The organism is Agromyces sp. NBRC 114283 (assembly GCF_030268405.1).
GTDB lineage: Bacteria > Actinomycetota > Actinomycetes > Actinomycetales > Microbacteriaceae > Agromyces > Agromyces mediolanus.
The window spans coordinates 2,200,114-2,221,208 of the sequence record NZ_BSQP01000001.1 but is presented as its reverse complement, the minus strand read 5'-3'; the positions used below and the strand labels follow the sequence as shown (position 1 = coordinate 2,221,208).

20 protein-coding genes and 4 tRNA genes are annotated in these 21,095 nt (G+C 70.5%); 5 read left to right on the top strand and 19 right to left on the bottom strand.

Going from position 1 to position 21,095, the window contains the following annotated elements; translation table 11 throughout:
• Nucleotides 1-8 precede the first annotated feature (8 nt).
• From QSJ60_RS10740 to pdxS, 11 genes are all read right to left on the bottom strand, one after another.
• A complete protein-coding gene (locus QSJ60_RS10740; protein ID WP_189084890.1) occupies nucleotides 9-2,255 on the bottom strand; it encodes a RelA/SpoT family protein in 2,247 nt (748 codons plus the stop codon).
• Nucleotides 2,256-2,322: 67 nt separating this feature from the next.
• A complete protein-coding gene (gene secF, locus QSJ60_RS10735; protein ID WP_285463598.1) occupies nucleotides 2,323-3,327 on the bottom strand; it encodes a protein translocase subunit SecF in 1,005 nt (334 codons plus the stop codon).
• The gene (gene secD / locus QSJ60_RS10730) at nucleotides 3,327-5,054 is read right to left on the bottom strand and encodes a protein translocase subunit SecD (RefSeq protein ID WP_229781605.1); all 1,728 of its coding nucleotides are present in this window, start codon (nucleotides 5,052-5,054) and stop codon (nucleotides 3,327-3,329) included. Before secD ends, secF begins: the two co-directional genes overlap by 1 nt.
• Nucleotides 5,055-5,117: 63 nt before the next feature.
• Nucleotides 5,118-5,528, bottom strand: coding sequence for a preprotein translocase subunit YajC (gene yajC / locus QSJ60_RS10725; protein ID WP_285463597.1), 411 nt, complete (start codon nucleotides 5,526-5,528; stop codon nucleotides 5,118-5,120).
• Nucleotides 5,529-5,599: 71 nt separating this feature from the next.
• On the bottom strand, nucleotides 5,600-6,655 hold the full coding sequence (gene ruvB, locus QSJ60_RS10720) for a Holliday junction branch migration DNA helicase RuvB (protein WP_285463596.1): 1,056 nt from the start codon (nucleotides 6,653-6,655) through the stop codon (nucleotides 5,600-5,602).
• The gene (ruvA, locus tag QSJ60_RS10715; protein ID WP_285463595.1) at nucleotides 6,652-7,272 is read right to left on the bottom strand and encodes a Holliday junction branch migration protein RuvA; all 621 of its coding nucleotides are present in this window, start codon (nucleotides 7,270-7,272) and stop codon (nucleotides 6,652-6,654) included. Before ruvA ends, ruvB begins: the two co-directional genes overlap by 4 nt.
• Nucleotides 7,269-7,883 carry a crossover junction endodeoxyribonuclease RuvC gene (ruvC, locus tag QSJ60_RS10710; protein WP_189084885.1) on the bottom strand — a complete coding sequence of 205 codons (615 nt, stop codon included), beginning with the start codon at nucleotides 7,881-7,883 and terminating at the stop codon, nucleotides 7,269-7,271. The genes ruvA and ruvC overlap by 4 nt, the downstream gene beginning before the upstream one ends.
• A gap of 10 nt (nucleotides 7,884-7,893) precedes the next feature.
• Complete coding sequence (locus tag QSJ60_RS10705; RefSeq protein WP_230763351.1) at nucleotides 7,894-8,649, bottom strand: YebC/PmpR family DNA-binding transcriptional regulator; 756 nt, start codon at nucleotides 8,647-8,649, stop codon at nucleotides 7,894-7,896.
• A gap of 87 nt (nucleotides 8,650-8,736) precedes the next feature.
• Nucleotides 8,737-9,273, bottom strand: coding sequence for a DUF1697 domain-containing protein (locus QSJ60_RS10700; protein ID WP_285463594.1), 537 nt, complete (start codon nucleotides 9,271-9,273; stop codon nucleotides 8,737-8,739).
• A 9-nt stretch (nucleotides 9,274-9,282) separates the two neighbouring features.
• The gene (gene pdxT / locus QSJ60_RS10695) at nucleotides 9,283-9,918 is read right to left on the bottom strand and encodes a pyridoxal 5'-phosphate synthase glutaminase subunit PdxT (protein ID WP_285463593.1); all 636 of its coding nucleotides are present in this window, start codon (nucleotides 9,916-9,918) and stop codon (nucleotides 9,283-9,285) included.
• The gene (pdxS, locus tag QSJ60_RS10690) at nucleotides 9,915-10,805 is read right to left on the bottom strand and encodes a pyridoxal 5'-phosphate synthase lyase subunit PdxS (protein WP_279399732.1); all 891 of its coding nucleotides are present in this window, start codon (nucleotides 10,803-10,805) and stop codon (nucleotides 9,915-9,917) included. The genes pdxT and pdxS overlap by 4 nt, the downstream gene beginning before the upstream one ends.
• 83 nt (nucleotides 10,806-10,888) lie before the next feature.
• Between pdxS and QSJ60_RS10685 the strand changes: the two genes are divergently transcribed.
• Nucleotides 10,889-12,280, top strand: a complete 1,392-nt coding sequence (locus QSJ60_RS10685; RefSeq protein WP_285463592.1) for an aminotransferase class I/II-fold pyridoxal phosphate-dependent enzyme — start codon at nucleotides 10,889-10,891, stop codon at nucleotides 12,278-12,280.
• Between the two features lie 7 nt (nucleotides 12,281-12,287).
• Nucleotides 12,288-13,139: a pyridoxal kinase PdxY gene (gene pdxY, locus QSJ60_RS10680; protein ID WP_285463591.1), complete on the top strand. Its 852-nt coding sequence runs from the start codon at nucleotides 12,288-12,290 to the stop codon at nucleotides 13,137-13,139.
• A 69-nt stretch (nucleotides 13,140-13,208) separates the two neighbouring features.
• Here pdxY and QSJ60_RS10675 read toward each other — a convergent pair whose 3' ends face one another.
• Nucleotides 13,209-13,685, bottom strand: a complete 477-nt coding sequence (locus QSJ60_RS10675) for a hypothetical protein (RefSeq protein WP_285463590.1) — start codon at nucleotides 13,683-13,685, stop codon at nucleotides 13,209-13,211.
• Nucleotides 13,686-13,845: 160 nt separating this feature from the next.
• Between QSJ60_RS10675 and QSJ60_RS10670 the strand changes: the two genes are divergently transcribed.
• On the top strand, nucleotides 13,846-15,051 hold the full coding sequence (locus tag QSJ60_RS10670) for a sensor histidine kinase (protein WP_230763341.1): 1,206 nt from the start codon (nucleotides 13,846-13,848) through the stop codon (nucleotides 15,049-15,051).
• Nucleotides 15,048-15,677: a response regulator transcription factor gene (locus QSJ60_RS10665; protein ID WP_229781603.1), complete on the top strand. Its 630-nt coding sequence runs from the start codon at nucleotides 15,048-15,050 to the stop codon at nucleotides 15,675-15,677. The genes QSJ60_RS10670 and QSJ60_RS10665 overlap by 4 nt, the downstream gene beginning before the upstream one ends.
• 30 nt (nucleotides 15,678-15,707) lie before the next feature.
• Here QSJ60_RS10665 and QSJ60_RS10660 read toward each other — a convergent pair whose 3' ends face one another.
• The 5 genes from QSJ60_RS10660 to QSJ60_RS10640 all read right to left on the bottom strand — a co-directional run bounded on the left by QSJ60_RS10660 (nucleotide 15,708) and on the right by QSJ60_RS10640 (nucleotide 18,778).
• Nucleotides 15,708-16,265 carry an HIT family protein gene (locus QSJ60_RS10660; RefSeq protein ID WP_285463589.1) on the bottom strand — a complete coding sequence of 186 codons (558 nt, stop codon included), beginning with the start codon at nucleotides 16,263-16,265 and terminating at the stop codon, nucleotides 15,708-15,710.
• Nucleotides 16,262-18,256 (bottom strand): threonine--tRNA ligase, encoded by a 1,995-nt coding sequence (thrS, locus tag QSJ60_RS10655; RefSeq protein ID WP_285463588.1) that lies wholly within the window; start codon nucleotides 18,254-18,256, stop codon nucleotides 16,262-16,264. Before thrS ends, QSJ60_RS10660 begins: the two co-directional genes overlap by 4 nt.
• 221 nt (nucleotides 18,257-18,477) lie before the next feature.
• Nucleotides 18,478-18,552: transfer RNA gene (locus QSJ60_RS10650), tRNA-Val, on the bottom strand.
• Nucleotides 18,553-18,576: 24 nt separating this feature from the next.
• A tRNA-Cys gene (locus QSJ60_RS10645) sits at nucleotides 18,577-18,650 on the bottom strand.
• 55 nt (nucleotides 18,651-18,705) lie between these two features.
• Nucleotides 18,706-18,778: transfer RNA gene (locus QSJ60_RS10640), tRNA-Gly, on the bottom strand.
• Between the two features lie 271 nt (nucleotides 18,779-19,049).
• Here QSJ60_RS10640 and QSJ60_RS10635 point away from each other — a divergent pair.
• A tRNA-Val gene (locus tag QSJ60_RS10635) sits at nucleotides 19,050-19,125 on the top strand.
• Nucleotides 19,126-19,194: 69 nt separating this feature from the next.
• Here the strand turns inward: QSJ60_RS10635 and QSJ60_RS10630 are convergent.
• Nucleotides 19,195-19,776 carry a type II toxin-antitoxin system PemK/MazF family toxin gene (locus QSJ60_RS10630; RefSeq protein ID WP_285463587.1) on the bottom strand — a complete coding sequence of 194 codons (582 nt, stop codon included), beginning with the start codon at nucleotides 19,774-19,776 and terminating at the stop codon, nucleotides 19,195-19,197.
• Nucleotides 19,777-19,817: 41 nt separating this feature from the next.
• On the bottom strand, nucleotides 19,818-21,080 hold the full coding sequence (locus QSJ60_RS10625) for an ammonium transporter (RefSeq protein ID WP_189084874.1): 1,263 nt from the start codon (nucleotides 21,078-21,080) through the stop codon (nucleotides 19,818-19,820).
• Nucleotides 21,081-21,095 lie beyond the last annotated feature (15 nt).

The window sequence follows — 21,095 nt, the reverse complement described above, 5'->3', positions numbered from 1 at the left end:
CCGCGGGCTCAGCCGTCGCTGACGCGGTAGACGTCGTACACGGCGTCGATGCGGCGCACGGCGTTCAGCACGCGATCGAGGTGGGTGGTGTCGCCCATCTCGAACACGAAGCGGCTGAGCGCGAGCCGGTCGGTGGAGGTCGTGACGTTGGCCGAGAGAATGTTCACGTGGTGCTCGGAGAGCACGCGGGTCACGTCCGAGAGCAATCCTGCCCGGTCGAGCGCCTCGATCTGGATCTGCACGAGGAAGACGCTCTTCGAGCTCGGCGCCCACTCGACGTCGATCATGCGCTCGGGCTCGCGCAGCAGCGACTGCACGTTGTGGCAGCTCGCCTGGTGCACCGAGACACCGGCTCCCCTCGTCACGAAGCCCACGATCTCGTCTCCCGGCACCGGGGTGCAGCAGCGGGCGAGCTTCACGAGAATGTCGGGCGCGCCGCGCACGAGGACGCCGGAGTCGCTGTTGCGCGGCAGCGGACGGGACCGCACCGGGATCGCGAGCTCGGGCTCGTCCCCGCCCTCGACGTCGCGCACCAGGGCGACGACCTTCTCCAGCACCGACTGCGTGGAGACATGCCCCTCACCGACCGCGGCGTAGAGCGCCGAGACGTTCTCGTAGCGCAGCTGCGCGGCGACCTCGGCGAACGACTCCTGGCTCATCAGCTTCTGCAGCGGCAGGTTCTGCTTGCGCATGGCGCGGGCGATGGCGTCGCGGCCCTGCTCGATCGCCTCGTCGCGCCGTTCCTTCGTGAACCACTGCCGGATCTTGTTCCGCGCCCGCGCGGACTTCACGAAGTTCAGCCAGTCCTGGCTCGGGCCGGAGTCGGGGTTCTTCGAGGTGAACACCTCGACGACGTCCCCGCTCGAGAGTTCGCTCTCGAGCGGGACCAAGCGCCCGTTGACCTTCGCGCCCATCGTGCGGTGGCCGACCTCGGTGTGCACCGCGTACGCGAAGTCGATCGGGGTGGCGCCGGCGGGCAGGCCCACGACGCGCCCCTTCGGGGTGAAGACGTAGACCTCCTTCGCACCGATCTCGAAGCGCAGCGAGTCGAGGAACTCCCCCGGGTCGGCAGTCTCGGCCTGCCAGTCGGAGATGTGCGCGAGCCACGCCATGTCGGTGCTGCTCTGCTTCTCGTCGACGCGGCCGCTCGTCATCCGCTCCTTGTACTTCCAGTGCGCCGCGACACCGTACTCCGCGCGCTGGTGCATGTCGTGGGTGCGGATCTGGATCTCGACCGCACGCCCCTTCGGACCGATCACGGTCGTGTGCAGCGACTGGTAGAGGTTGAACTTCGGCGTCGCGATGTAATCCTTGAAGCGGCCGGGCACCGGCGTCCACCTGGCGTGGATCGCACCGAGCACCGCGTAGCAGTCGCGCACCGAGTTGACGAGCACACGGATGCCGACGAGGTCGTAGATCTCGTCGAAGTCGCGGCCGCGCACGATCATCTTCTGGTAGATCGAGTAGTACTGCTTGGGGCGCCCCATGACCTTGCCACGGATCTTCGCGGCCTTCAGATCGTCGTTCACGAGGTCGATGACGTTCTGGACGAACTCCTCGCGCTGCGGGGTGCGCTGCTTCACGAGGCTCTCGATCTCGGCGTAGAGCTTCGGGTACAGCACCGCGAAGGAGAGGTCCTCGAGTTCCCACTTGATGGTCTGGATGCCGAGGCGATGCGCGAGCGGCGCGTAGATCTCGAGCGTCTCGGTCGCCTTGCGCGTGGCCGAGGCGGCGGGGACGAAGCCCCAGGTGCGGGCGTTGTGCAGGCGGTCGGCGAGCTTGATGATGAGCACGCGGATGTCCTTGGACATCGCGACGATCATCTTGCGCACCGTCTCGGCCTGCGTCGAGTCGCCGTACTTGACCTTGTCGAGCTTGGTGACGCCGTCGACGAGCATCGCGATCTCGTCGCCGAAGTCGGCGCGCACCTGGTCGAGGGTGTAGGAGGTGTCCTCGACGGTGTCGTGCAGGAGCGCCGCAGCCACGGTCTTCGAGCCGATGCCGAGATCCGCGAGGATCTGCGCCACGGCGACCGGATGGGTGATGTACGGCTCGCCGCTCTTGCGCTTCTGGCCCTCGTGCGCCCGGTCGGCCACCTGGTAGGCGCGCTCGATGAGCGCGAGGTCCGCCTTTGGGTGGTGCATGCGCACCGTGCGGAGCAGCGTCTCCACGGCCCCCGAGGGCTGCGCCTTGGAGAAGATCCGCGGCACGAGACGGCGCAGCGACGCCGTGGAGTTCACTCCCGTCTCGGTCATCTCAGCACCTCCAGGGTTCCATTCCTACCACTCTCGGAGCCCCCTGGAGCCCGCACGGCGGCCCGGGCTACGCTTCGACGGCGACCGACGATCCCGCCCGCTCGCGCTCCTTGAGCACCTTCTGGTCGTGGCGCTTGATGGCGGGCTCGCCCTCGCGCAGCTGCGAGTACAGCGGCGCCGCGACGAAGACCGTCGACCACGTGCCGACGAGGATGCCGATGAGCAGCGAGAGCGAGATGTCCCGCAGCGTGTCGGCGCCGAGGACGCCCGCGCCGATGAACAGGATGGCCGCGACCGGCAGCGCCGCGATGACGCTCGTGTTGATCGAGCGGACCAGCGTCTGGTTGACCGCCAGGTTGACCGACTCGGCGAAAGTGCGCCGCGATTCATCCCCGTCGTCCGCGGTGTTCTCGCGGATCTTGTCGAAGACCACGACGGTGTCGTAGAGGGAGTAGCTGAGGATCGTCAGCACACCGATCATCGCGGCCGGGGAGATCTCGAAGCCGTAGGCCGCGTAGACGCCGACCGTGACGATGAGATCGCCGATGAGCGCGAGGATCGCGGCGAGCGACATCTTCCACGTGCGGAAGTAGATCGCCATGATGATGCCCGCGAGCAGGAGGAACGCGATGAGGCCGACGATGGCCTGACGGGTCACGTCGGCGCCCCAGCTCGGCCCGATGAAGCTCGAGGTGACCTCGCTCACCGGCACGTCGTACGCCTCGGCCAGCGCGGCCGAGACGTCGTGCGAGTCCTGTTGCGAGAGCTGGTCGGTCTGCACGCGCACACCGCTGTCGCCGACGATGGTGACCTTCGCGGTGGCGTCCGGGACGACGCTCGCGACGGCCTCGGTCGCCGGCTCCGCCGTGGCGTTCTGCACGTTCGTGATCTGGAACTGCGAGCCGCCGAGGAACTCGATGCTGAAGTTCACGCCGCGCACGAGCGGGACGACGATCGACAGGATGACGAGCACCGCCGCGATCACGTACCACTTGCGTCGTCCGCCGACGAAGTTGAACGAGCGCTTGCCCGTGTAGAGGTCGTTGCCGAAGGTGGTGAGACGGCTGGCCATCAGGACTCCTTGCCTTCGCTCGTCGAGCTGAGCTGTTCGGCGGCCTTGCGCTCCGCGATCGTCTGGCGGCGCTGCGCCTCCTTCGCGCTCGACGCGGCCTTCTTCGCGGGCACCGAGGACGGCTTGCGGAACTCCGCTCGGCCCCGGTAGACGGCGCCGAGCGCGTTCGGGTCGAGGCCCGACCACGGATTGCCGCCCGAGAAGAAGCGGGTCTGCGCGAGCAGCTGCAGCATCGGGTGCGTGAAGAGGATAACGATCACGACGTCGATGATGGTCGTGAGCCCGAGCGTGTAGGCGAAGCCCTTCACGCTGCCGACCGCGAGGATGAAGAGCACGATCGCCGCGAGCAGGTTCACGCCCTTCGAGGCGAGGACGGTGCGGAAGGCGCGCTTCCAGCCCGCCTCGACGGCGCCGACCAGTGGTCTGCCGTCGCGCAGCTCGTCTCTCACGCGTTCGAAGTAGATGATGAACGAGTCGGCCGTGAAGCCGATCGCCACGATCACTCCCGCGATGCCCGCGAGCGAGAGCCGGTAGCCCTCGCGCCAGGACAGGATCGTCAGCATCAGGTAGGTGATGATGCCCGCGATGATGAGCGAGGCCACCGTCACCGAGGCGAGGGCGCGGTACTGGAAGATGCTGTAGAGCACGACGAGGATGAGGCCGATTAGGCCCGCGATCAGGCCGTTCTGCAGCTGCTGCGTGCCGAGCGTCGGCGAGATCGTCTCGGACGACTGCACCGTGAAGCTGATCGGCAGCGCGCCGAACTTCAGCTGGTCGGCGAGCGCCTTCGAGGTCTCCTGCGTGAAGGAGCCGGTGATCTGCGGGCGGCCGTCGGTGATGACGCCGTTCATCGAGGGCGCCGAGATGACGGCGCCGTCGAGCACGAAGGCGAACTGGTCGCGCGGGGTCTGGCCCTTGAGGCCGTAGAGGCGCGTCGAGACGTCGGCGAAGGCCTTGGTGCCCTCGTCGTCGAAGACGAGGTTCACCGCCCACTGACCGGTGGAGGCGCCGTTCTGCGTCGTGACGACGCCGTTGGTGGCGTCGACGATGTTCGCGCCGCTCACCTCGACGGGACCGAGGATGTACTTGGCCGTGCGGCTCGCGTCGCAGGTGACGAGGGGCTCGTCGGCCGGCGCGACGTTGGCGTCGGGGTCGTCGAGGCTCGAGCACTGGAAGGTGTCGAACTCGTTCTGCAGCGCGGGCGTGATCCACGAGGGGTCGCTCGGGTCGGTCGGCTCCACGGTCGGCGTGGCCTCGAGCGCGGCGTCGTCGCTCGGCGCCGGCGATTCGCTCGGGCTGATCGACTGGTCGGTCGCGGCGCTCGCGAGCAGCACGGGGCGGAGCTCGAGCTTCGCCGACTGCTCGATGCGGTTGCGCGTCTGCTCGTCGAGCTCACCGGGGATGCGGACGACGACGTTCGAGCCCTCGGTGTTGATCTCGGGCTCGGCGACGCCCGAGGCGTCGACGCGCTGGCGGATGATCGACACCGCCTGGTCGAGCTGCTCCTGCGAGGCGGTCTGCCCCGACTCGAGCTTCGGCTCGAGGATGATCTGCGTGCCGCCCTCGAGGTCGAGCGCGAGCTTCGGCGTCCACGACCCGCCGCCCCAGATCACGCCCGCGGCGTTGATCGCGAACAGACCGACGATGATCACGCCGAGCCAGCTCAGCGACCGCCAGGCCTTGCGAACGGGGGTCGGCCGTGATGACCGCTTCGGTGCTGCAGCCACGTGCTCTGCTTTCTCTGCGTCGGCCCGCGCACGAGTGCGCGGGCCGAGCCAGTGGGAACGGGTTTAGTCCTCGGACTTCTTCGGCGACTCGTCGCCCTTGGGCGCCTCGTCGGCCGCCTTCGGCGTCTCGTCGGCCGCATCGTCGATGCGCTCGCCGAACTCCGGCTCGTCGTCGATGGACTCGATCGCCGGGGCGTCGGCGCCCTCGGCGGGCTCGATCACGCGGGCGATGGTCTGGCGGTGCAGGGTCAGCACGGTGCCCGGGCTCACCTCGAGCTCGGCGCGGTTCTCCTCGTCGTCGATCGAGACGACGGTGCCGAAGACGCCGAAGTTCGTCATCACCTTCGCACCCGGCTGCACCTTCGACTGCAGCTCGCGCGCTTCGGCCTGGCGCTTCCGCGAGTTGCGGAACATGAAGAAGATCAGCACCGCGAGAACGGCGAGCATGATGAGAGTCAGCGGATCGAAGGGCATGAGCTGGGAAACCTTCCGGTGCGCGCGACGGCGCGCGAAGTCAGAGACAAGGGGGCCGAAGCCTCCTTGGATTATAGGTCATCGATGGGGAGTGCCTGCTCGACGCCCGGCGCGTGCTCCGCGAGCCCGAAGTGCCGCCATGCGGCGGGGGCCGCGACCCGCCCCCGCGGGGTCCGGGTGATGAGCCCGATGCGCACGAGGAACGGCTCGACGACGGCCTCGATCGTCTCGGACTCCTCGCCGACCGAGACAGCCAGGGTGTTGAGCCCGACCGGTCCTCCGCCGAAGCGCTCGAGCAGGATCGTCATGACCGCGCGGTCGAGCCGATCGAGCCCGAGCGCGTCGACGTCGTAGAGCTCGAGGGCGGCGCGCACCGCGCCGAGGTCGGCGCGGGCACCCGCACCGCCGGAGTGCACGAGCGCGTAGTCGCGGACACGGCGGAGCAGCCGGTTCGCGATGCGCGGCGTGCCGCGGCAGCGGCCGGCGATCTCGGCGAGCGCCTCGCCGTCGATGTCGAGCCCGAGCATGCGCGCGGCCCGCTCGAGCACCAGCTCGAGCTCGCCCCGGTCGTAGAACTCGAGGTGCGCCGTGAAGCCGAAGCGGTCGCGCAGCGGGTTCGGCAGGAGGCCGGCCCGCGTCGTCGCCCCGACGAGGGTGAACGGCGCGAGGTCGAGCGGCACCGAGGTCGCCCCGGCGCCCTTGCCGACCATGATGTCGATGCGGAAGTCCTCCATCGCGAGGTACAGCATCTCCTCGGCCGAGCGCGCCATGCGGTGGATCTCGTCGATGAAGAGCACTTCGCCGGGTACCAAGGAGCTGAGGATCGCCGCGAGATCGCCGGCGTGCTGGATGGCCGGCCCGCTCGACATGCGCAGCGGCCGGCCGCCCTCGTGGGCGACGATCATCGCGAGCGTTGTCTTGCCGAGTCCGGGCGGCCCCGCCAGCAGGATGTGGTCGGGCGTGCGCTGCTGCAGCTGGGCGGCCGTGAGGAGCAGCTGCAGCTGCCCGCGCACCTTGCTCTGCCCGACGAACTCCTGCAGGCTCTTCGGCCGCAGCGCGCCCTCGAAGGCGAGTTCGGCCTCGGAGGCGAGCTCGGGGTCGGTGAGGTCGAGATCGTCGTGATTCATCGCGCTCGACCGCCCTGTTGCGCCGGTCCGAGTCGCGCGAGCGTCAGCCGCAGCAGCGTCGGCACGGAGGCCGCGTCGGCTTCGCTCACCGCGAGGATCGTCTCGTCGAGCGCCTCGGCCGCGACCTTCTCGGACCAGCCGAGGCCGGTGAGGGCGGCGAGCACGCTGTCACTGATGCTGCCGCTCGCCACGGGGGCGCTCGCCGCGCGTGCGGCGGGCGCGGCCAGCTTGCCGGCGAGGGAGACGACGATGAGCTTGGCCGTCTTCGGGCCGATGCCGCTGACCTTGCGGAAGGACGCGTCGTCTTCGCGGTGCACCGCTGCGGCGACCTCGTCGGGCGAGAGCACCGAGAGCACGCCGAGCGCGGACTTCGGCCCGACGCCGTTCACGCCGACCAGCAGCTCGAACACCTCGAGCTCGTCGCGGGTGCCGAAGCCGAACACGGTCAGCGAGTCTTCGCGGACGATGAGGACCGTGTGCACGGAGAGCTCCTCGCCGACCCGGCTGGCGAGGACGAGCGCCGGGGTGGTGTTGACCTGGAAGCCGACGCCGCCGACGTCGATGACGAGGGTGCTGCCGGCGGCGACGAGCACGCGCCCGCGGAGGGAGGAGATCACTCCTTCACCCTACGGGCCGCCCCCGACACGGCGGCGGAGCGCTCCGCGGCGAGCCATGCGCGCTGCGCCGGCGTGAGGCCCGAGGCATCCTGCTCGCCCCGCCCGGCCGAGGCGTCCCGGATCGCCGCGCCGGCGACTCCGCCGGTGCGCCAGGCGTGGCAGATCGCCAGCGCGAGCGCGTCCGCGGCATCCGCCGGCTTCGGCACCTCCTCGAGCCCGAGGATGCGCGCGACCATCGCGCCGACCTGCTTCTTGTCGGCACGCCCGTACCCGGTGATCGCGGCCTTCACCTCGGACGGCGTGTGCAGCGCGACCGGGAGCTCCCGCCTGGCCGCGATGAGCATCGAGACGCCGGAGATCTGCGCGGTGCCCATGATCGTCGAGACGTCGGAGCGGGCGAAGACCCGCTCGAGGGCAACCGCCTGCGGCCGGTGCTCCTCGAAGATGGCCTCGAGGCCGTCCGCGATGCGTGCGAGCCGGCGCTCGATCGGCGCGTCGGTGGGCGAGCGCAGGACGATCACGTCGACGAGCCGTGCGCGCCGGTTCGGCTCGACGTCGACGACGCCGACGCCGCAGCGGGTGAGCCCGGGGTCGATGCCGAGCACCCGCATGGCGATCGGCCTACTCCGCCTCGAGTTCGGCCTGCACCTCGGGGGTGAGGTCGAAGTTGCTGTAGACGTTCTGCACGTCGTCGCTGTCCTCGAGCGCGTCGATCAATCGGAAGACCTTGCGCGCGGTGTCTGCGTCGATCTCGACCTTGAGGTTCGGCACGAACTCGATGTCGGCCGACTCGTAGTCGAGCCCCGCCTCCTGCAGCGCCTTGCGCACCTCGACCATGTCGGACGGGTCGGTGATGACCTCGAAGCCGTCGGCGTGCGGCTCGATCTCCTCGGCGCCCGCCTCGAGGGCCGCCATCATGACGTCGTCCTCGGTCGTGCCCTCGCCGGTGACGACGATGACGCCCTTGCGGGTGAAGTTGTAGGCGACCGATCCCGGGTCGGCGAGCGTGCCGCCGTTGCGGCTGAGTCCCGTGCGCACCTCGGCGGCGGCACGGTTCTTGTTGTCGGTCAGCACCTCGACCATGAGGGCGACGCCGGAAGGGCCGTAGGCCTCGTACGTGATGCTCTGGTACTCGACGGCCTCGCCGCCGATACCCGCACCGCGCTTGATCGCCCGGTCGATGTTGTCGTTCGGCACCGAGGTCTTCTTGGCCTTCTGCACGGCGTCGTACAGGGTCGGGTTGCCGTTCAGGTCGGCGCCGCCCAGCTTCGCGGCGACCTCGATGTTCTTGATGAGCTTGGCGAAGGACTTCGCGCGACGCGCGTCGATGACGGCCTTCTTGTGCTTCGTCGTGGCCCACTTGGAATGCCCGGACATGCTGCTCCTGGATCGATTGCCCGGCGGGGGCGCCCGCCGGCCTCCCATTCTACGGCAGCGTCGCCGCGGGGCCCGGGAACCGCGCGCCTACTTCAGCAGCTTCTGCAGCGTGCGGAGGTTCCGGTTCGTCGTCGTCGGCTTGAAGCGAGCCTTCGCGACGAGCTTGGAGAACGCACTGTCGATGCCGACCGCCCGACGGCAGTGCCAATAGACGACCTGCTCCCCCGGCGCGATGGTCTCGTCGGCGGGATCGAGCGAGGGCGCGGCCTCGAGGAGTTCGACGAGCGGCGCCGGGTCGGAGGCGAAGAGCACGTACGGATGCCAGCCCTCGCGGCTCGCGTCGAAGGGGAACGCCTCGACGATCTCCGCCAAGCGCTCCCGGGAGCAGAGCACGATCCAGGCCTCGTACCCGAAGCGCTCGGAGAGTCCGGCCTCGATCCGCTCCTTCAGCCGTCGCTCCGCCGCGGCGCCCTCCGCGTCGGCCTCGAAGGCCACGTTGCCGCTCGCGAGCACCGTGCGGACCTGCTCGAAGCCGAGCTCCGCGAAGCAGTCGCGGAGCTCCGCCGAGCGGATGGTGATCCCGCCGACGTTGACGCCGCGCAGGAGTGCGATCCAGGTGCCCATACGGCGACGCTAGCGCGCGCGGACCATCCCGAGGAAGTACTCGTGGAAGCGGTGCTCCCCCGTGATCTCCGGGTGGAAGCTCGTACCGAGGAGCGCGCCCTGGCGCACGGCGACGACCCGGCCGTCGGCGAGTGCGGCGAGCGGCGTCGCGAGCGGCCCGAGCGACTCGACCACCGGACCGCGGATGAACGCGGCGTGCACGGGCGCTCCGCCGAGCTCGGGCACGTCGAGCTCCGTCTCGAACGACTGGTTCTGCGAGCCGAAGGCGTTGCGGCGCACCACGATGTCGAGCCCGCCGAAGGAGCGCTGGCCGGGGCTCGCGTCGAGCACGGTGTCGGCGAGCATGATGAGCCCGGCGCAGGTGCCGTAGACCGGCATCCCGCCCCGGATGGCCGCGATGAGCGGCTCGGCGAGCCCGAAGGTGCGCGCGAGCTTGTCGATGACGCTCGATTCGCCGCCGGGGATGACGAGGCCGTCGACCTCGGCGAGCTCGGCCGGGCGCCGCACGAGCGTCACCCGGGCGCCGAGCCCGGCGAGCACGCGGGCGTGCTCGCGGAAGTCGCCCTGCAGGGCGAGGACGCCCACGCGGGGCCCGGTGGCGCCGGACCCCGCGTCGAGCGACTCCTCGCGGAGGGTGGTCGTCACCAGCCGCGCTCGGCGAGCCGGTGGGGGGCGGGCAGGTCGCCGACGTTGATGCCGACCATGGCCTCGCCGAGGCCGCGCGAGACGTCGGCGATGACGGATGCATCGTCGTAGAACGTCGTGGCCTTCACGATCGCCGCGGCGCGCTGCTCGGGGTTGCCCGACTTGAAGATGCCGGAGCCGACGAAGACGCCGTCGGCACCGAGCTGCATCATCATCGCCGCGTCGGCCGGCGTCGCGACGCCGCCCGCGGTGAAGAGCACGACGGGCAGCTTGCCGGTCTCGGCGACCTCGAGCACGAGCTCGTACGGCGCCTGCAGCTCCTTCGCCGCGACGTAGAGCTCGTCGCGCGTCATCGACTTCAGCGCGTTGACCTCGCTCGTGATCTTGCGGATGTGCTTCGTCGCCTCCGAGACGTCGCCGGTGCCGGCCTCGCCCTTCGAGCGGATCATGGCGGCGCCCTCGTTGATGCGGCGGAGCGCCTCGCCGAGGTTCGTGGCACCGCAGACGAACGGCACGGTGAACTGCCACTTGTCGATGTGGTTCACGTAGTCGGCGGGCGAGAGCACCTCGGACTCGTCGATGTAGTCGACGTCGAGCGCCTGCAGCACCTGGGCCTCGACGAAGTGGCCGATGCGCGCCTTCGCCATCACCGGGATCGAGACCTCGGCGATGATCGCCTCGATCAGGTCGGGGTCGCTCATGCGGGCGACGCCGCCCTGGGCGCGGATGTCGGCGGGCACGCGCTCGAGCGCCATGACGGCGACGGCGCCGGCATCCTCGGCGATGCGCGCCTGCTCGGGGGTGACGACGTCCATGATGACGCCGCCCTTCAGCATCTCGGCGAGGCCGCGCTTCACGCGGCTCGAGCCCGTCTCGGGTACCGTCACAGGGAATCCTCTCGATCGAGCACGAGCCCACCTCGCGCTTCGAAACAGACCAACGGAATCATTGTCCTAGGCCAAAATGTAGCATGGTCGTGGACACGAGGAAGGACCATGACGTGATCGCCGAGATCGAAGGGCGTTCGGCCGCCGAGATCGCCGACAGCCTGCGGGCGCTCATCGAGCGCGGCCGGCTCCGGCCCGGTGACGCGCTGCCCCCGGTCCGTTCCCTCGCCGAGCAGCTCGGCGTGAACCGGAACACCGCCGTCGCCGCCTACCGCCTGCTCGGCGCCTCCGGACTCGTCGTCACCCGGGGCCGCGCGGGGACGCGGGTCGCCGGCGGCGCGCCGGTCCCGCAGGAGGGCTTCGCCGCGGACACCGCGCTCCGCGACATCGGCACCGGCAACCCCGACCCCGCCCGCATCCCCGATCCCTCCCGCGCCCTCGCCGGCATCGCCCGGCGCCCGGTGCTCTACGGCGAGCCGGTCATCGACCCCGGTCTCGAGCGCTGGGCCGACGACTGGATGCGGCACGACCTGCCGCCGGGCCTGCCCCTGCAGCTCACCGTGACCTCCGGGGCGGCCGACGCCGTCGAACGGCTCCTCGCCCAGGCGCTCACCCGCGACGACGCGGTGGCGCTCGAGGACCCGTGCTTCCTCACCAGCATCCACACGGTCCGCGTCGCCGGCTACCGCCCGGTCGCCGTGCCGGTCGACGCGGAGGGCATGACCGTGGACGGGCTCCGCGCCGCGCTCGAGCAGGGCGTCCGCGCGGTCATCTGCACGCCGCGGGCGCAGAACCCCACGGGCGCGAGCCTCAGCGCGCGCCGCGCCGCCGAGCTGCGCACGGTACTCGCCGAGCACCCCTACGTGCTCGTCATCGAGGACGACCACTACTCGCTGCTCTCGCAACGGCCCTTCCACTCGCTGATCGGCCCCGAGCACCGGCGCTGGGCGCTCGTCCGCTCCGTCTCGAAGTTCCTCGGCCCCGACATGTGCCTCGCCGTCACCGCCGCCGACCCCGAGACCGCCGAGCGGCTCGCCATGCGGCTCACCCCCGGCACCACCTGGGTGAGCCACCTCCTCCAGCGGCTGGTGCACGCCCTCGCGACCGACCCCGCGGTCGAGGCGGGCATCCACGCCGCCGGCGCGCACTACGCGGAGCGCAACCGAGCCTTCGCCGCACAGCTCGCCGAGGAGGGGATCGCTGCCGAGCCCGGTGACGGCCTGAACGTCTGGGTGGCCCTCGGCGCCCCCGCGCGGGCGGTCACCGAGCAGCTCATGCGCCGCGGCTGGCTCGCCCGGCCGGGCGACGAGTTCGCCCTCGCGGGCGGCGCGCCGCCCGAACGGCTGCGCCTCACGGTCCACGAGCTCGACGACGAGGAGCTGCGCCGACTCGCCGGCGATCTCGGCGCGTCGGTCCGGGCGGCGCGGGGCGCGAGCGGTCCACTCGACGCGTCCCGCCTCGCCGAAGTGGGATGATCGTCGGATGAAGATCCTCTCGATCCAGTCGGCGGTCGCCTACGGCCACGTGGGCAACTCGGCCGCCGTCTTCCCCCTGCAGCGCATCGGCGTCGAGGTCCTCCCGGTCTACACGGTGAACTTCTCCAACCACACCGGCTACGGCGCCTGGCGCGGCCCCCTCATCGCCCCCGACGACGTGCGCGAGGTCATCGCCGGCATCGAGGACCGCGGGGTGCTCCCCCAGATCGACGTGGTGCTCTCCGGCTACCAGGGCGGCGAGGGCATCGCCGACGTCATCCTCGAGGCCGTCGCGAAGGTGAAGGCCGCCAATCCCGAGGCCATCTACTCCTGCGACCCGGTCATGGGCAACGCGAAGTCGGGCTGCTTCGTGGCACCCGCGATCCCCGTGCTGCTCCGCGATCGCGTGGTGCCCGCCGCCGACCTGATCACCCCGAACCAGTTCGAGCTCGGCTTCCTCACGGACACGGAGCCCGACACCCTCGAGTCGACGCTCGACGCGGTCGACCGCATCCGCGCGACCGGGCCCCGAACCGTCCTCGTGACGAGCGTCGAGCGCCCCGACCGCGAACCCGGCACGATCGAGATGCTCGCCGTCGACGAGCACGGCGCGTGGATCGTGCAGACCCCGCTCCTGCCGCTCAAGGCGAACGGATCGGGCGACGTCACCGCCGCCCTCTTCACCGCGCACTACCGCAGCACCGGCGACGCCGCGGACGCGCTCGCGCGCACGACGTCGAGCGTGTTCGGCCTCCTGGAGCGCACGCACCGCTCGGGTGAGCGCGAGCTCCAGCTCGTCGAGTCGCAGGAGGACTACGCGAACCCCGCCATGCAGTTCTCGGTGCGCCAGGTGCGCTGAGCCGCCACGGACGACGGATGCCCCGGCGGGTCGATCCCGCCGGGGCATCCGTCGTCTCCGGGCGATGCCTCAGCGCACGAGGGAGACCCCGAGCGTCGCGAGGATGCCGAAGACAACGCCCCAGAGCACGATCGAGACGATCTGCCAGAAGATGACGGCGTTTCGGCTGGCCCCGAAGGAGACCATCGCCGCGGAGGTGATCTGGCTCGGCAGGATCGTCTGTCCGACGATGCTGACGCCCGCCACCCCGTACTTGTCAAAGGCGCGGCGCAGCTTCTCGCGACGCGGCGACTCCTCAGGAGCCTGCTGCTTCCCGGCGACGACCTTCGAGCGCACCCCGTGCGCGGTCAGCACGAAGATCAGCATCGACACCACGTTGCCGATGACGGCCACGCCGATCGCGACCGCCGGCGGCAGTCCGATCAGCACCCCCACGACCGAGCCGAAGTAGGACTCCACGAACGGGATCGCCGCGATGAGCATCACCCCGAGCCACTGGAGGTAGGCAGGGAGGGAGCCGGCGAAGTCCTGGAGCGCGTCGATCATGTCGGGCCTTTCGAGAGTGCTGGTCACCGCTGCGAGCCGCAGCGGGATGCCTCCAGCCTCGCGGCCCCGCTCGCGCCGCGGCAGTGCCGCGACGTCAGCGAACGCCGTGGGATTCCGCTCGCCCGGACATGACAAATGTCACTGCCATAGGCTCGGGGCCATGCCCCCCGAACCCGCACGCAGCGTCCGCGCGACCTGGCTCTACACGCTCGTGTCGATCGTGTTCTTCTACGGCTTCTTCGATCTCATCGTCGGACTCACGCTCTTCGAGGCCTACCTCGCGGAACGGACCCCGCTCGTCCTCGCGGTCCTGCTGCTGCAGCTCCTCGCCACCGCGGCGCAGCTCCGCTACTGCTGGTTCCTGCGCGTCGGCCGCGGCGGCGGACTTCCACACCCGGCCTGGACCGTCACCCTACTCCTCCCCGCGGCGCTCGTCTGGGCGCTCGGGCTCCTCGCTCCCGGCCTGGCGCTCACCAGCGCGATGCCGCTCTGGGCCGCGCTGACGCTCGTCGCGCCGCTGCTGCCGAGGCCGCGTCGCGGCCTCCTGCTCGCGGGTGGCGCTGCACTCACCGCGGCGCATGCGCTCGCCTCGGTCGCACTGCACGGCGGTGCCGAGACGGCCCGGGAGCAGTCCACCGCCTGGATGATCGGCTTCTTCGCGGTCATGCTCCCGGTCATGGCCCTCGCGAGCATCTGGTGGTGGGAGGTCGTCGTCCGGCTGGATCGGAATCGCCGCACCGCCGGCGAGCTCGCCGTCACCCAGGAACGCCTCCGCTTCGCCTCCGACCTCCACGACATCCAGGGCCACCACTTGCAGGTGATCTCGCTGAAGTCCGAGCTCGCCGAACGGCTCCTCGAGCGGGACCCCGAGCGCGCTCGCGCACTCGTCCACGAGGTGCGCCTGATCGCGAAGGAGGCGCTCGAGGAGACCCGCTCGCTCGTGGCGGGCTACCGCCAGGTCGCCTTCGACGAGGAGCTCGAGAACGCGCGCGAGGTGCTCGCCGCCTCCGGCGCCGTCTGCACGCTCCGGCTCGGCCCGGTGCCGAGCGGCCACGAGGTGCAGCGCGCGCTCGGCTCGGTGGTCCGCGAGGCGACGACGAACATCCTGCGGCACAGCGAGGCGCGCACGGTCACGATCGAGCTCGCGACGAGCGGTGAGCGCTGCGAGCTGCGGATCACGAACGACGGCGTCGCCGCACCCGCGCTTCCGGCGCAACGGCCCGATCAGGGCCCCGGCAGCGGGCTGGACGGCCTCCGCGAGCGCCTGACCACGATCGGCGGGACGTTCAGCACCGAGGCGGATGCCGCAGCCGGCACGTTCCAGGTCGTGGCGAGCGTCCCGATGTCCGCCGGGGTGCCCGCGTGAGCCGCCGCGATCCCGCCGCGCCGCCGATCCGCCTCCTCGTCGCCGACGACGAGCACCTGATCCGCGGTGCACTCGTCGCACTGCTCGACCTCGAACCGGACATCGAGATCGTCGCGAGCGCCGACACCGGCACCTCCGCGGTGACGCAGGCGGTCGCGACGCGACCCGACGTGTGCCTGCTCGACCTCGAGATGCCCGAGGCCGACGGCGTCGAGGCCGCCGCGCGCATCCTCGCGACCGTGCCGACCCGCGTCGTCATCGTCACCCGGCACGCCCGGCCCGGCGTGCTCCGCCGCGCGCTCGCTGCACGGGTGTCCGGTTTCGTGCCGAAGTCGACGCCGGCAGAGAGTCTCGCCGACGTCATCCGCGACGTCGCCGCCGGGCGCCGGTACATCGATCCCGAGATCGCGGCGGCGGCGCTCACGGCCGAACGCTGCCCGCTCACCGACCGCGAGCTGGACGCGCTGCGGCACAGCCGCTCGACGCTCAGCGTGCAGCAGATCGCCGAGCGCCTGCACCTCGCCCAGGGGACCGTGCGGAACTATCTCTCCTCCGCCATGACCAAGCTGGACGCGGCGTCGCGGCACGAGGCCGCCGAGAAGGCTTGGCAGCAGGGCTGGATCTGAGTCTGGGTCCCCGGTCCCGAGGGTGCCGGCTCAGGCCGTGGCGGGCCAGGCCTCCGCGATCGTACGGCGCACCTCGCCGAGGAGCTGCGGCAGCGCCTTCGTGCCGGCGATGATCGGGAAGAAGTTCGAGTCAGAGGCCCAGCGCGGCACCACGTGCTGGTGCAGGTGCTCCGAGATTCCGGCCCCGGCGATGCGCCCCTGGTTCATGCCCAGGTTGAACCCGTCGCAGCGCGAGACGGCGCGGACGACCCGCATCGCCGTCTGCGTGAGCTCGCCGATCTCGGCGACCTCTTCCGGGGTCGCCTGATCGTAGGTGGCGATGTGCCGGTACGGGCAGACGAGCAGATGGCCGCTGTTGTACGGGTAGAGGTTCAGCAGGGCGTAGGCCGTGCGCCCGCGCGCGACGATGAGGGCGTCCTCGTCGCTGCGCTCGGGCGCGCGGCAGAACGGGCACTCGTGCGTCTCCGGTTCACCCTGCTGGATGTAGACCATCCGGTGGGGCGTCCAGAGCCGCTGGAACGCGTCGGGCGCCGCCGCGAACTCCTCGGACGACTGCACGCGCAGCTCCTCGTCGGGCGCCCCGGTCATCCGAACAGGTCGTCCCTGCTCGTGACCTGGCGGTGGTCGCGGATCGACGCGAGCACGTGCTCGATCGCCTCGTCGACCGCGACGCCGTTCTCCTGGGTGCCGTCGCGGAAGCGGAAGCTCACCGTGCCCGCGGAGCGGTCGTTCTCGCCCGCGATGAGCTGGAAGGGGATCTTCTGCGTGGTGTGCGTGCGGATCTTCTTCTGCATGCGGTCGTCGCTCGTGTCGAGCTCGGCCCGCACGCCCGCCGCCCGCAGTCGCTCGACGATCTCGCCGAGGTAGGGCGCGAACTCGTCGGCGACCGGGATGCCGACCACCTGCACGGGGGCGAGCCAGACCGGGAACACGCCCGCGTAGTGCTCGAGCAGGATGGCGAAGAAGCGCTCGATCGAGCCGAACAGCGCCCGGTGGATCATGATGGGGCGGTGCTTCTCGCCGTCCGAGCCGGTGTACTCCAGCTCGAAGCGCTCGGGCAGGTTCGGGTCGACCTGGACGGTCGAGAGCTGCCAGGTGCGGCCGATCGCGTCACGGGTCTTCAGGTCGATCTTCGGGCCGTAGAACGCCGCCTCGCCGGGGACCTCGGTGAGCTTCAGCCCGCTCGCGACCGCGACGTTGCGCAGGGCGTTCGTGGAGTACTCCCAGAACTCGTCCGAGCCGATCCACTTGGACTTCTCGTCGTCGCGCATCGAGAGCTCGAGCTCGAAGTCCTCGAGACCGAAGTCGCGCAGCATCGAGATGACGAACTCGAGCACGCGGGTCGCCTCGGCCTCGAGCTGCTCGGGCGTCACGAAGAGGTGCGAGTCGTCCTGGGTGAAGCCGCGCACGCGGGTGAGCCCGTGCAGCGCGCCCGAGAGTTCGTTGCGGTACACCGTGCCGTTCTCGGCCAGGCGCATCGGCAGATCGCGGTAGCTGCGCGCGCGCTCCTTGTAGATGAGGATGTGCATCGGGCAGTTCATGGGCTTCAGGTAGTAGTCCTGGCCCTGCTTCGTGATGTTGCCCTCGTCGTCGCGCTCCTCGTCCATGACGATCGGTGGGAACATGCCCTCGCGGTACGTCACGAGGTGGTTCGACTGGAGGAAGAGGTCCTCCTTCGAGATGTGCGGCGTGTACACGTAGGTGTAGCCGCCCTCGATGTGCCGACGACGGGCGTGCTGCTCCATCTCGCCGCGGATGATGCCGCCCTTCGGGTGCCACACCGAGAGCCCCGAGCCGATCTCGTCGGGGAAGCTGAACAGGTCGAGCTCCTTGCCGAGCTTGCGGTGGTCGCGCTTCGCGGCCTCCTCGAGGCGGTGCTGGTAGGCGCGCAGCTCGTCCTTCGTCGGCCACGCGGTGCCGTAGATGCGCTGCAGCTGCGGGTTCTTCTCGCTCCCCCGCCAGTACGCGCCGGCGACGCGCATGAGCGCCCAGCCGTTGCCGATCATGCGGGTGTTCGGCAGGTGCGGCCCGCGGCAGAGGTCCTTCCAGGCGACCTCGCCGGTCTTCGGGTCGACGTTGTCGTAGATCGTCAGCTCGCCGCCGCCGACCTCGACGTTCTCGTTGTCGTCGCCGGTCGAGGAGCTGCCCTTCAGCCCGATGAGTTCGAGCTTGTACGGCTCGTGCGCGAGCTCGGCGCGGGCCTCGTCGTCGCTCACGACCCGGCGCACGAAGCGCTGGCCGGCGCGGACGATGCGCGACATCTCCTTGTCGAGCGCCTTCAGATCGTCGGTGCTGAACGCCTCGGCGACGTCGAAGTCGTAGTAGAAGCCGTCGGTGACGGGCGGGCCGATGCCGAGCTTTGCCTCGGGGTTCACGTTCTGCACCGCCTGGGCGAGCACGTGGGCCGTCGAGTGCCGGAGGATGTTCAGCCCGTCGGGCGAGTCGATCGTGACCGGCTCGACGACGTCGGTCTCCGTGACCGTCGTGGCCAGGTCCTTGAGCTCGCCGTTGACGCGCATCGCGACAACGGAACGGTCGGTGAAGAGCTCGAAGCCGTCGGTCACCTGGTCCACTCCCATGCAGCTGGATCCGGCCGCCGCTCGGGCGTCCCGCCCGCCGCGGTCCGGGATCGTCGATATCCGGATGTCGCGGCGCGAGGAGCTCGCTCATCGCGCCGCCTCTCAACTGTAGTCGCGTGCCGGGCGTCGTCGCGCCGCGCGGGGGTGCTCGCGGCGCCTCGCCGGCGACCATGGCGGCCGCGGAAACGACGAACGCCCCGGCGTCTGCCGGGGCGTTACTGTGGTGGGCGATACTGGGATCGAACCAGTGACCTCTTCCGTGTCAGGGAAGCGCGCTACCGCTGCGCCAATCGCCCGTGTCAAGTCGAAAGGTTTCGGCTTGGAGGTGGATACGGGATTCGAACCCGTGTATACGGCTTTGCAGGCCGCTGCCTCGCCTCTCGGCCAATCCACCGTGTCTGGGTTCACCACCAGAAACCAGAAACGGGCTTTCGCCCGATTCTGATCAGAGCGGATGACGAGACTCGAACTCGCGACCCTCACCTTGGCAAGGTGATGCGCTACCAACTGCGCCACATCCGCGTTGTCGCCGTTTCCGGCAACACAGAAACTGTAACCGAAAGGGTGAACGATTCACAAACCGAGGATGGCTCCCCCAGTGTTCGGCCAGGTCAGCGCTGGAATCCGGCCGTGCAACCCGGGCGTGTCGAGCCTGTTTCGAGCTCCGTTCGGAGCGGCGACGCCGAGCCCGACACGCCCGGGATCCGAGGCCCGTCCGCCCGATGTGCATTCACCCTTCGGCGTCGGCTACTATCGAACCCGCGGCACGACGCGTTCGTGCCCGAATCCCATTGGGCGATTGGCGCAGCTGGTAGCGCGCTTCCTTCACACGGAAGAGGTCGTCGGTTCGAGCCCGGCATCGCCCACCAGAGAAGCCCCCGGCACACGCTGGGGGCTTCGTCGTTCTCGGGTGCAGGCCGCGCGGTGCGGCACCGCCGTCAGCGCCAGCCGTAGCGGGTGCGCAGCGCCTCGGCCACGAGCCGGTACCGCTCCTCGTCGAGCGAGGCGGCCTCCCGGCGCATCCCGTCGCCGTGCACGAGGAAGACCCGATCGAGCCGCACCCAGCTCGGCCGGCCCTCGGCGTCCCACGGCCCGGTGCCGAGCCCCAGGTAGTCGCGATCCCCCGGTCGGCCCTTGCTCGTGAGCTGCACGGCCAGGAAGCGATCCCCCTCGCCGGCGGCGACGATCACGACCGGCCGGTCCTTGCCCCGGCCGTCGTGCTCTTCGAACGGCACCCACGTCCAGACGATCTCCCCGGGGTCCGGCTCGCCGTCCGGCGTCGGGGCGTAGCTCAGCGCGACGCGACCGAGGCCACGAGGATCGATCTCCTCCGTCGCGAACGCACCCGACTGGCCCGGCGACAGCGTGTCGGTCGCGGTGCCGCCCCGGCCGGATGCACCGCTCGCGCGGGCCGCCCGCGACGGGGCGCCCGCCCCGCCGGTGCGCGCCTGACCGCTCGTTCGGAACACCTGTCCGATGGCGCGAACGAGGGCGGTGAGGAAGCGGCTGGTGTCTGACACACCGGCACACTACCCCACCGCCCTCGGGCGGCGGATCCGCGCTAGACGAGCTCGAGCTTGTAGGCGTCCTCGCCGTGGACGGCGGTGTCGATGCCCGCGATCTCGTCCTCGTTGCGCACCCGGAAGCCCATGATCTTCTGGATCGCGAAGCCGATGACGAAGGTCAGTCCGAACGAGTACGCCAGCACCGCGAACGCCGCGATCGCCTGCACCGCGAGCTGGGTGAGCTCGCCGCTGTAGATGAGGCCGGTGCCGTTCGCGAAGATGCCGAGGTACAGCGTGCCGATCAGACCGCCGACGAGGTGGATGCCGACGACGTCGAGCGAGTCGTCGAAACCGAACTTGAACTTCAGGTCGATCGCGACGGCGCACACCGCGCCGGCGACGAGGCCGAGCACGATCGCCCACACCGGGGTGAGGGAGGCGCACGCCGGGGTGATCGCCACGAGGCCTGCGACCGCACCCGAGGCGGCGCCGACCGAGGTGGGCTTGCCGTCCTTGATCTTCTCGACGAGGAGCCAGGCGAGGAGCGCGGCGGCCGGGGCGGCGATGGTGTTCACGAAGGCGAGGGCGGCGGTGCCGTCCGCGGCGAGCTCGGAGCCCGCGTTGAAGCCGAACCAGCCGAACCAGAGGAGCCCGGCGCCGAGGAGCACGAACGGCGGGTTGTGCGGCACGTGGGCGCCCTTCGAGAACCCGACGCGCTTGCCGAGGACGAGCGCGAGGGCGAGGGCCGCGGCGCCCGCGTTGATGTGCACGGCGGTGCCGCCCGCGAAGTCGATCGCCCCGACGCCGAAGGCCTGCTGCAGGCCGTACGTGATCCAGCCGCCGTAGGCGAAGCTGCCGTCGTCGGCCAGACCGAAGTTGAACACCCAGCTCGCGACCGGGAAGTAGACGACGACCGCCCAGATGCCGGCGAACACCATCCACGCGCCGAACTTGGCCCGGTCGGCGATCGCCCCCGAGATGAGCGCGACCGTGAGGATCGCGAAGGTCGCCTGGAAGGCCACGAACGCGAGCGGCGGGAACGCGGCGCCCTCCGGCGTCTCGAGCAGGCTCTGCAAGCCGAGCGCCGACCAGTCGATCGCCCAGGGGGCGCTGAGCCCCTCGGCGGCGGGGAACGCGATGGCGTAGCCGAAGAGCACCCAGAGCACGCCGATGAGGCCCATCGCGCCGAAGCTCATCATCATCATGCTGATGACGCTCTTCGCCTTCACGAGGCCGCCGTAGAAGAACGCGAGCCCTGGCGTCATCAGCAGCACGAGTGCCGCCGCGATCAACAGGAACGCAGTGTTGCCTTGGTCCATCTCGAAACCTCTCTC

Coding starts and splice junctions, on each gene's coding strand:
- QSJ60_RS10625 (WP_189084874.1), bottom strand. CDS start 21,080: ATGGACCAAGGCAACACTGCGTTCCTGTTGATCGCGGCGGCACTCGTG.
- yajC (WP_285463597.1), bottom strand. CDS start 5,528: ATGCCCTTCGATCCGCTGACTCTCATCATGCTCGCCGTTCTCGCGGTG.
- ruvC (WP_189084885.1), bottom strand. CDS start 7,883: ATGCGGGTGCTCGGCATCGACCCCGGGCTCACCCGCTGCGGCGTCGGC.
- QSJ60_RS10685 (WP_285463592.1), top strand. CDS start 10,889: ATGGTCGTGGACACGAGGAAGGACCATGACGTGATCGCCGAGATCGAA.
- QSJ60_RS10670 (WP_230763341.1), top strand. CDS start 13,846: ATGCCCCCCGAACCCGCACGCAGCGTCCGCGCGACCTGGCTCTACACG.
- QSJ60_RS10705 (WP_230763351.1), bottom strand. CDS start 8,649: ATGTCCGGGCATTCCAAGTGGGCCACGACGAAGCACAAGAAGGCCGTC.
- QSJ60_RS10700 (WP_285463594.1), bottom strand. CDS start 9,273: ATGGGCACCTGGATCGCACTCCTGCGCGGCGTCAACGTCGGCGGGATC.
- pdxY (WP_285463591.1), top strand. CDS start 12,288: ATGAAGATCCTCTCGATCCAGTCGGCGGTCGCCTACGGCCACGTGGGC.
- QSJ60_RS10660 (WP_285463589.1), bottom strand. CDS start 16,265: ATGACCGGGGCGCCCGACGAGGAGCTGCGCGTGCAGTCGTCCGAGGAG.
- secF (WP_285463598.1), bottom strand. CDS start 3,327: ATGGCCAGCCGTCTCACCACCTTCGGCAACGACCTCTACACGGGCAAG.
- QSJ60_RS10740 (WP_189084890.1), bottom strand. CDS start 2,255: ATGACCGAGACGGGAGTGAACTCCACGGCGTCGCTGCGCCGTCTCGTG.
- QSJ60_RS10675 (WP_285463590.1), bottom strand. CDS start 13,685: ATGATCGACGCGCTCCAGGACTTCGCCGGCTCCCTCCCTGCCTACCTC.
- thrS (WP_285463588.1), bottom strand. CDS start 18,256: ATGGGAGTGGACCAGGTGACCGACGGCTTCGAGCTCTTCACCGACCGT.
- ruvB (WP_285463596.1), bottom strand. CDS start 6,655: ATGAATCACGACGATCTCGACCTCACCGACCCCGAGCTCGCCTCCGAG.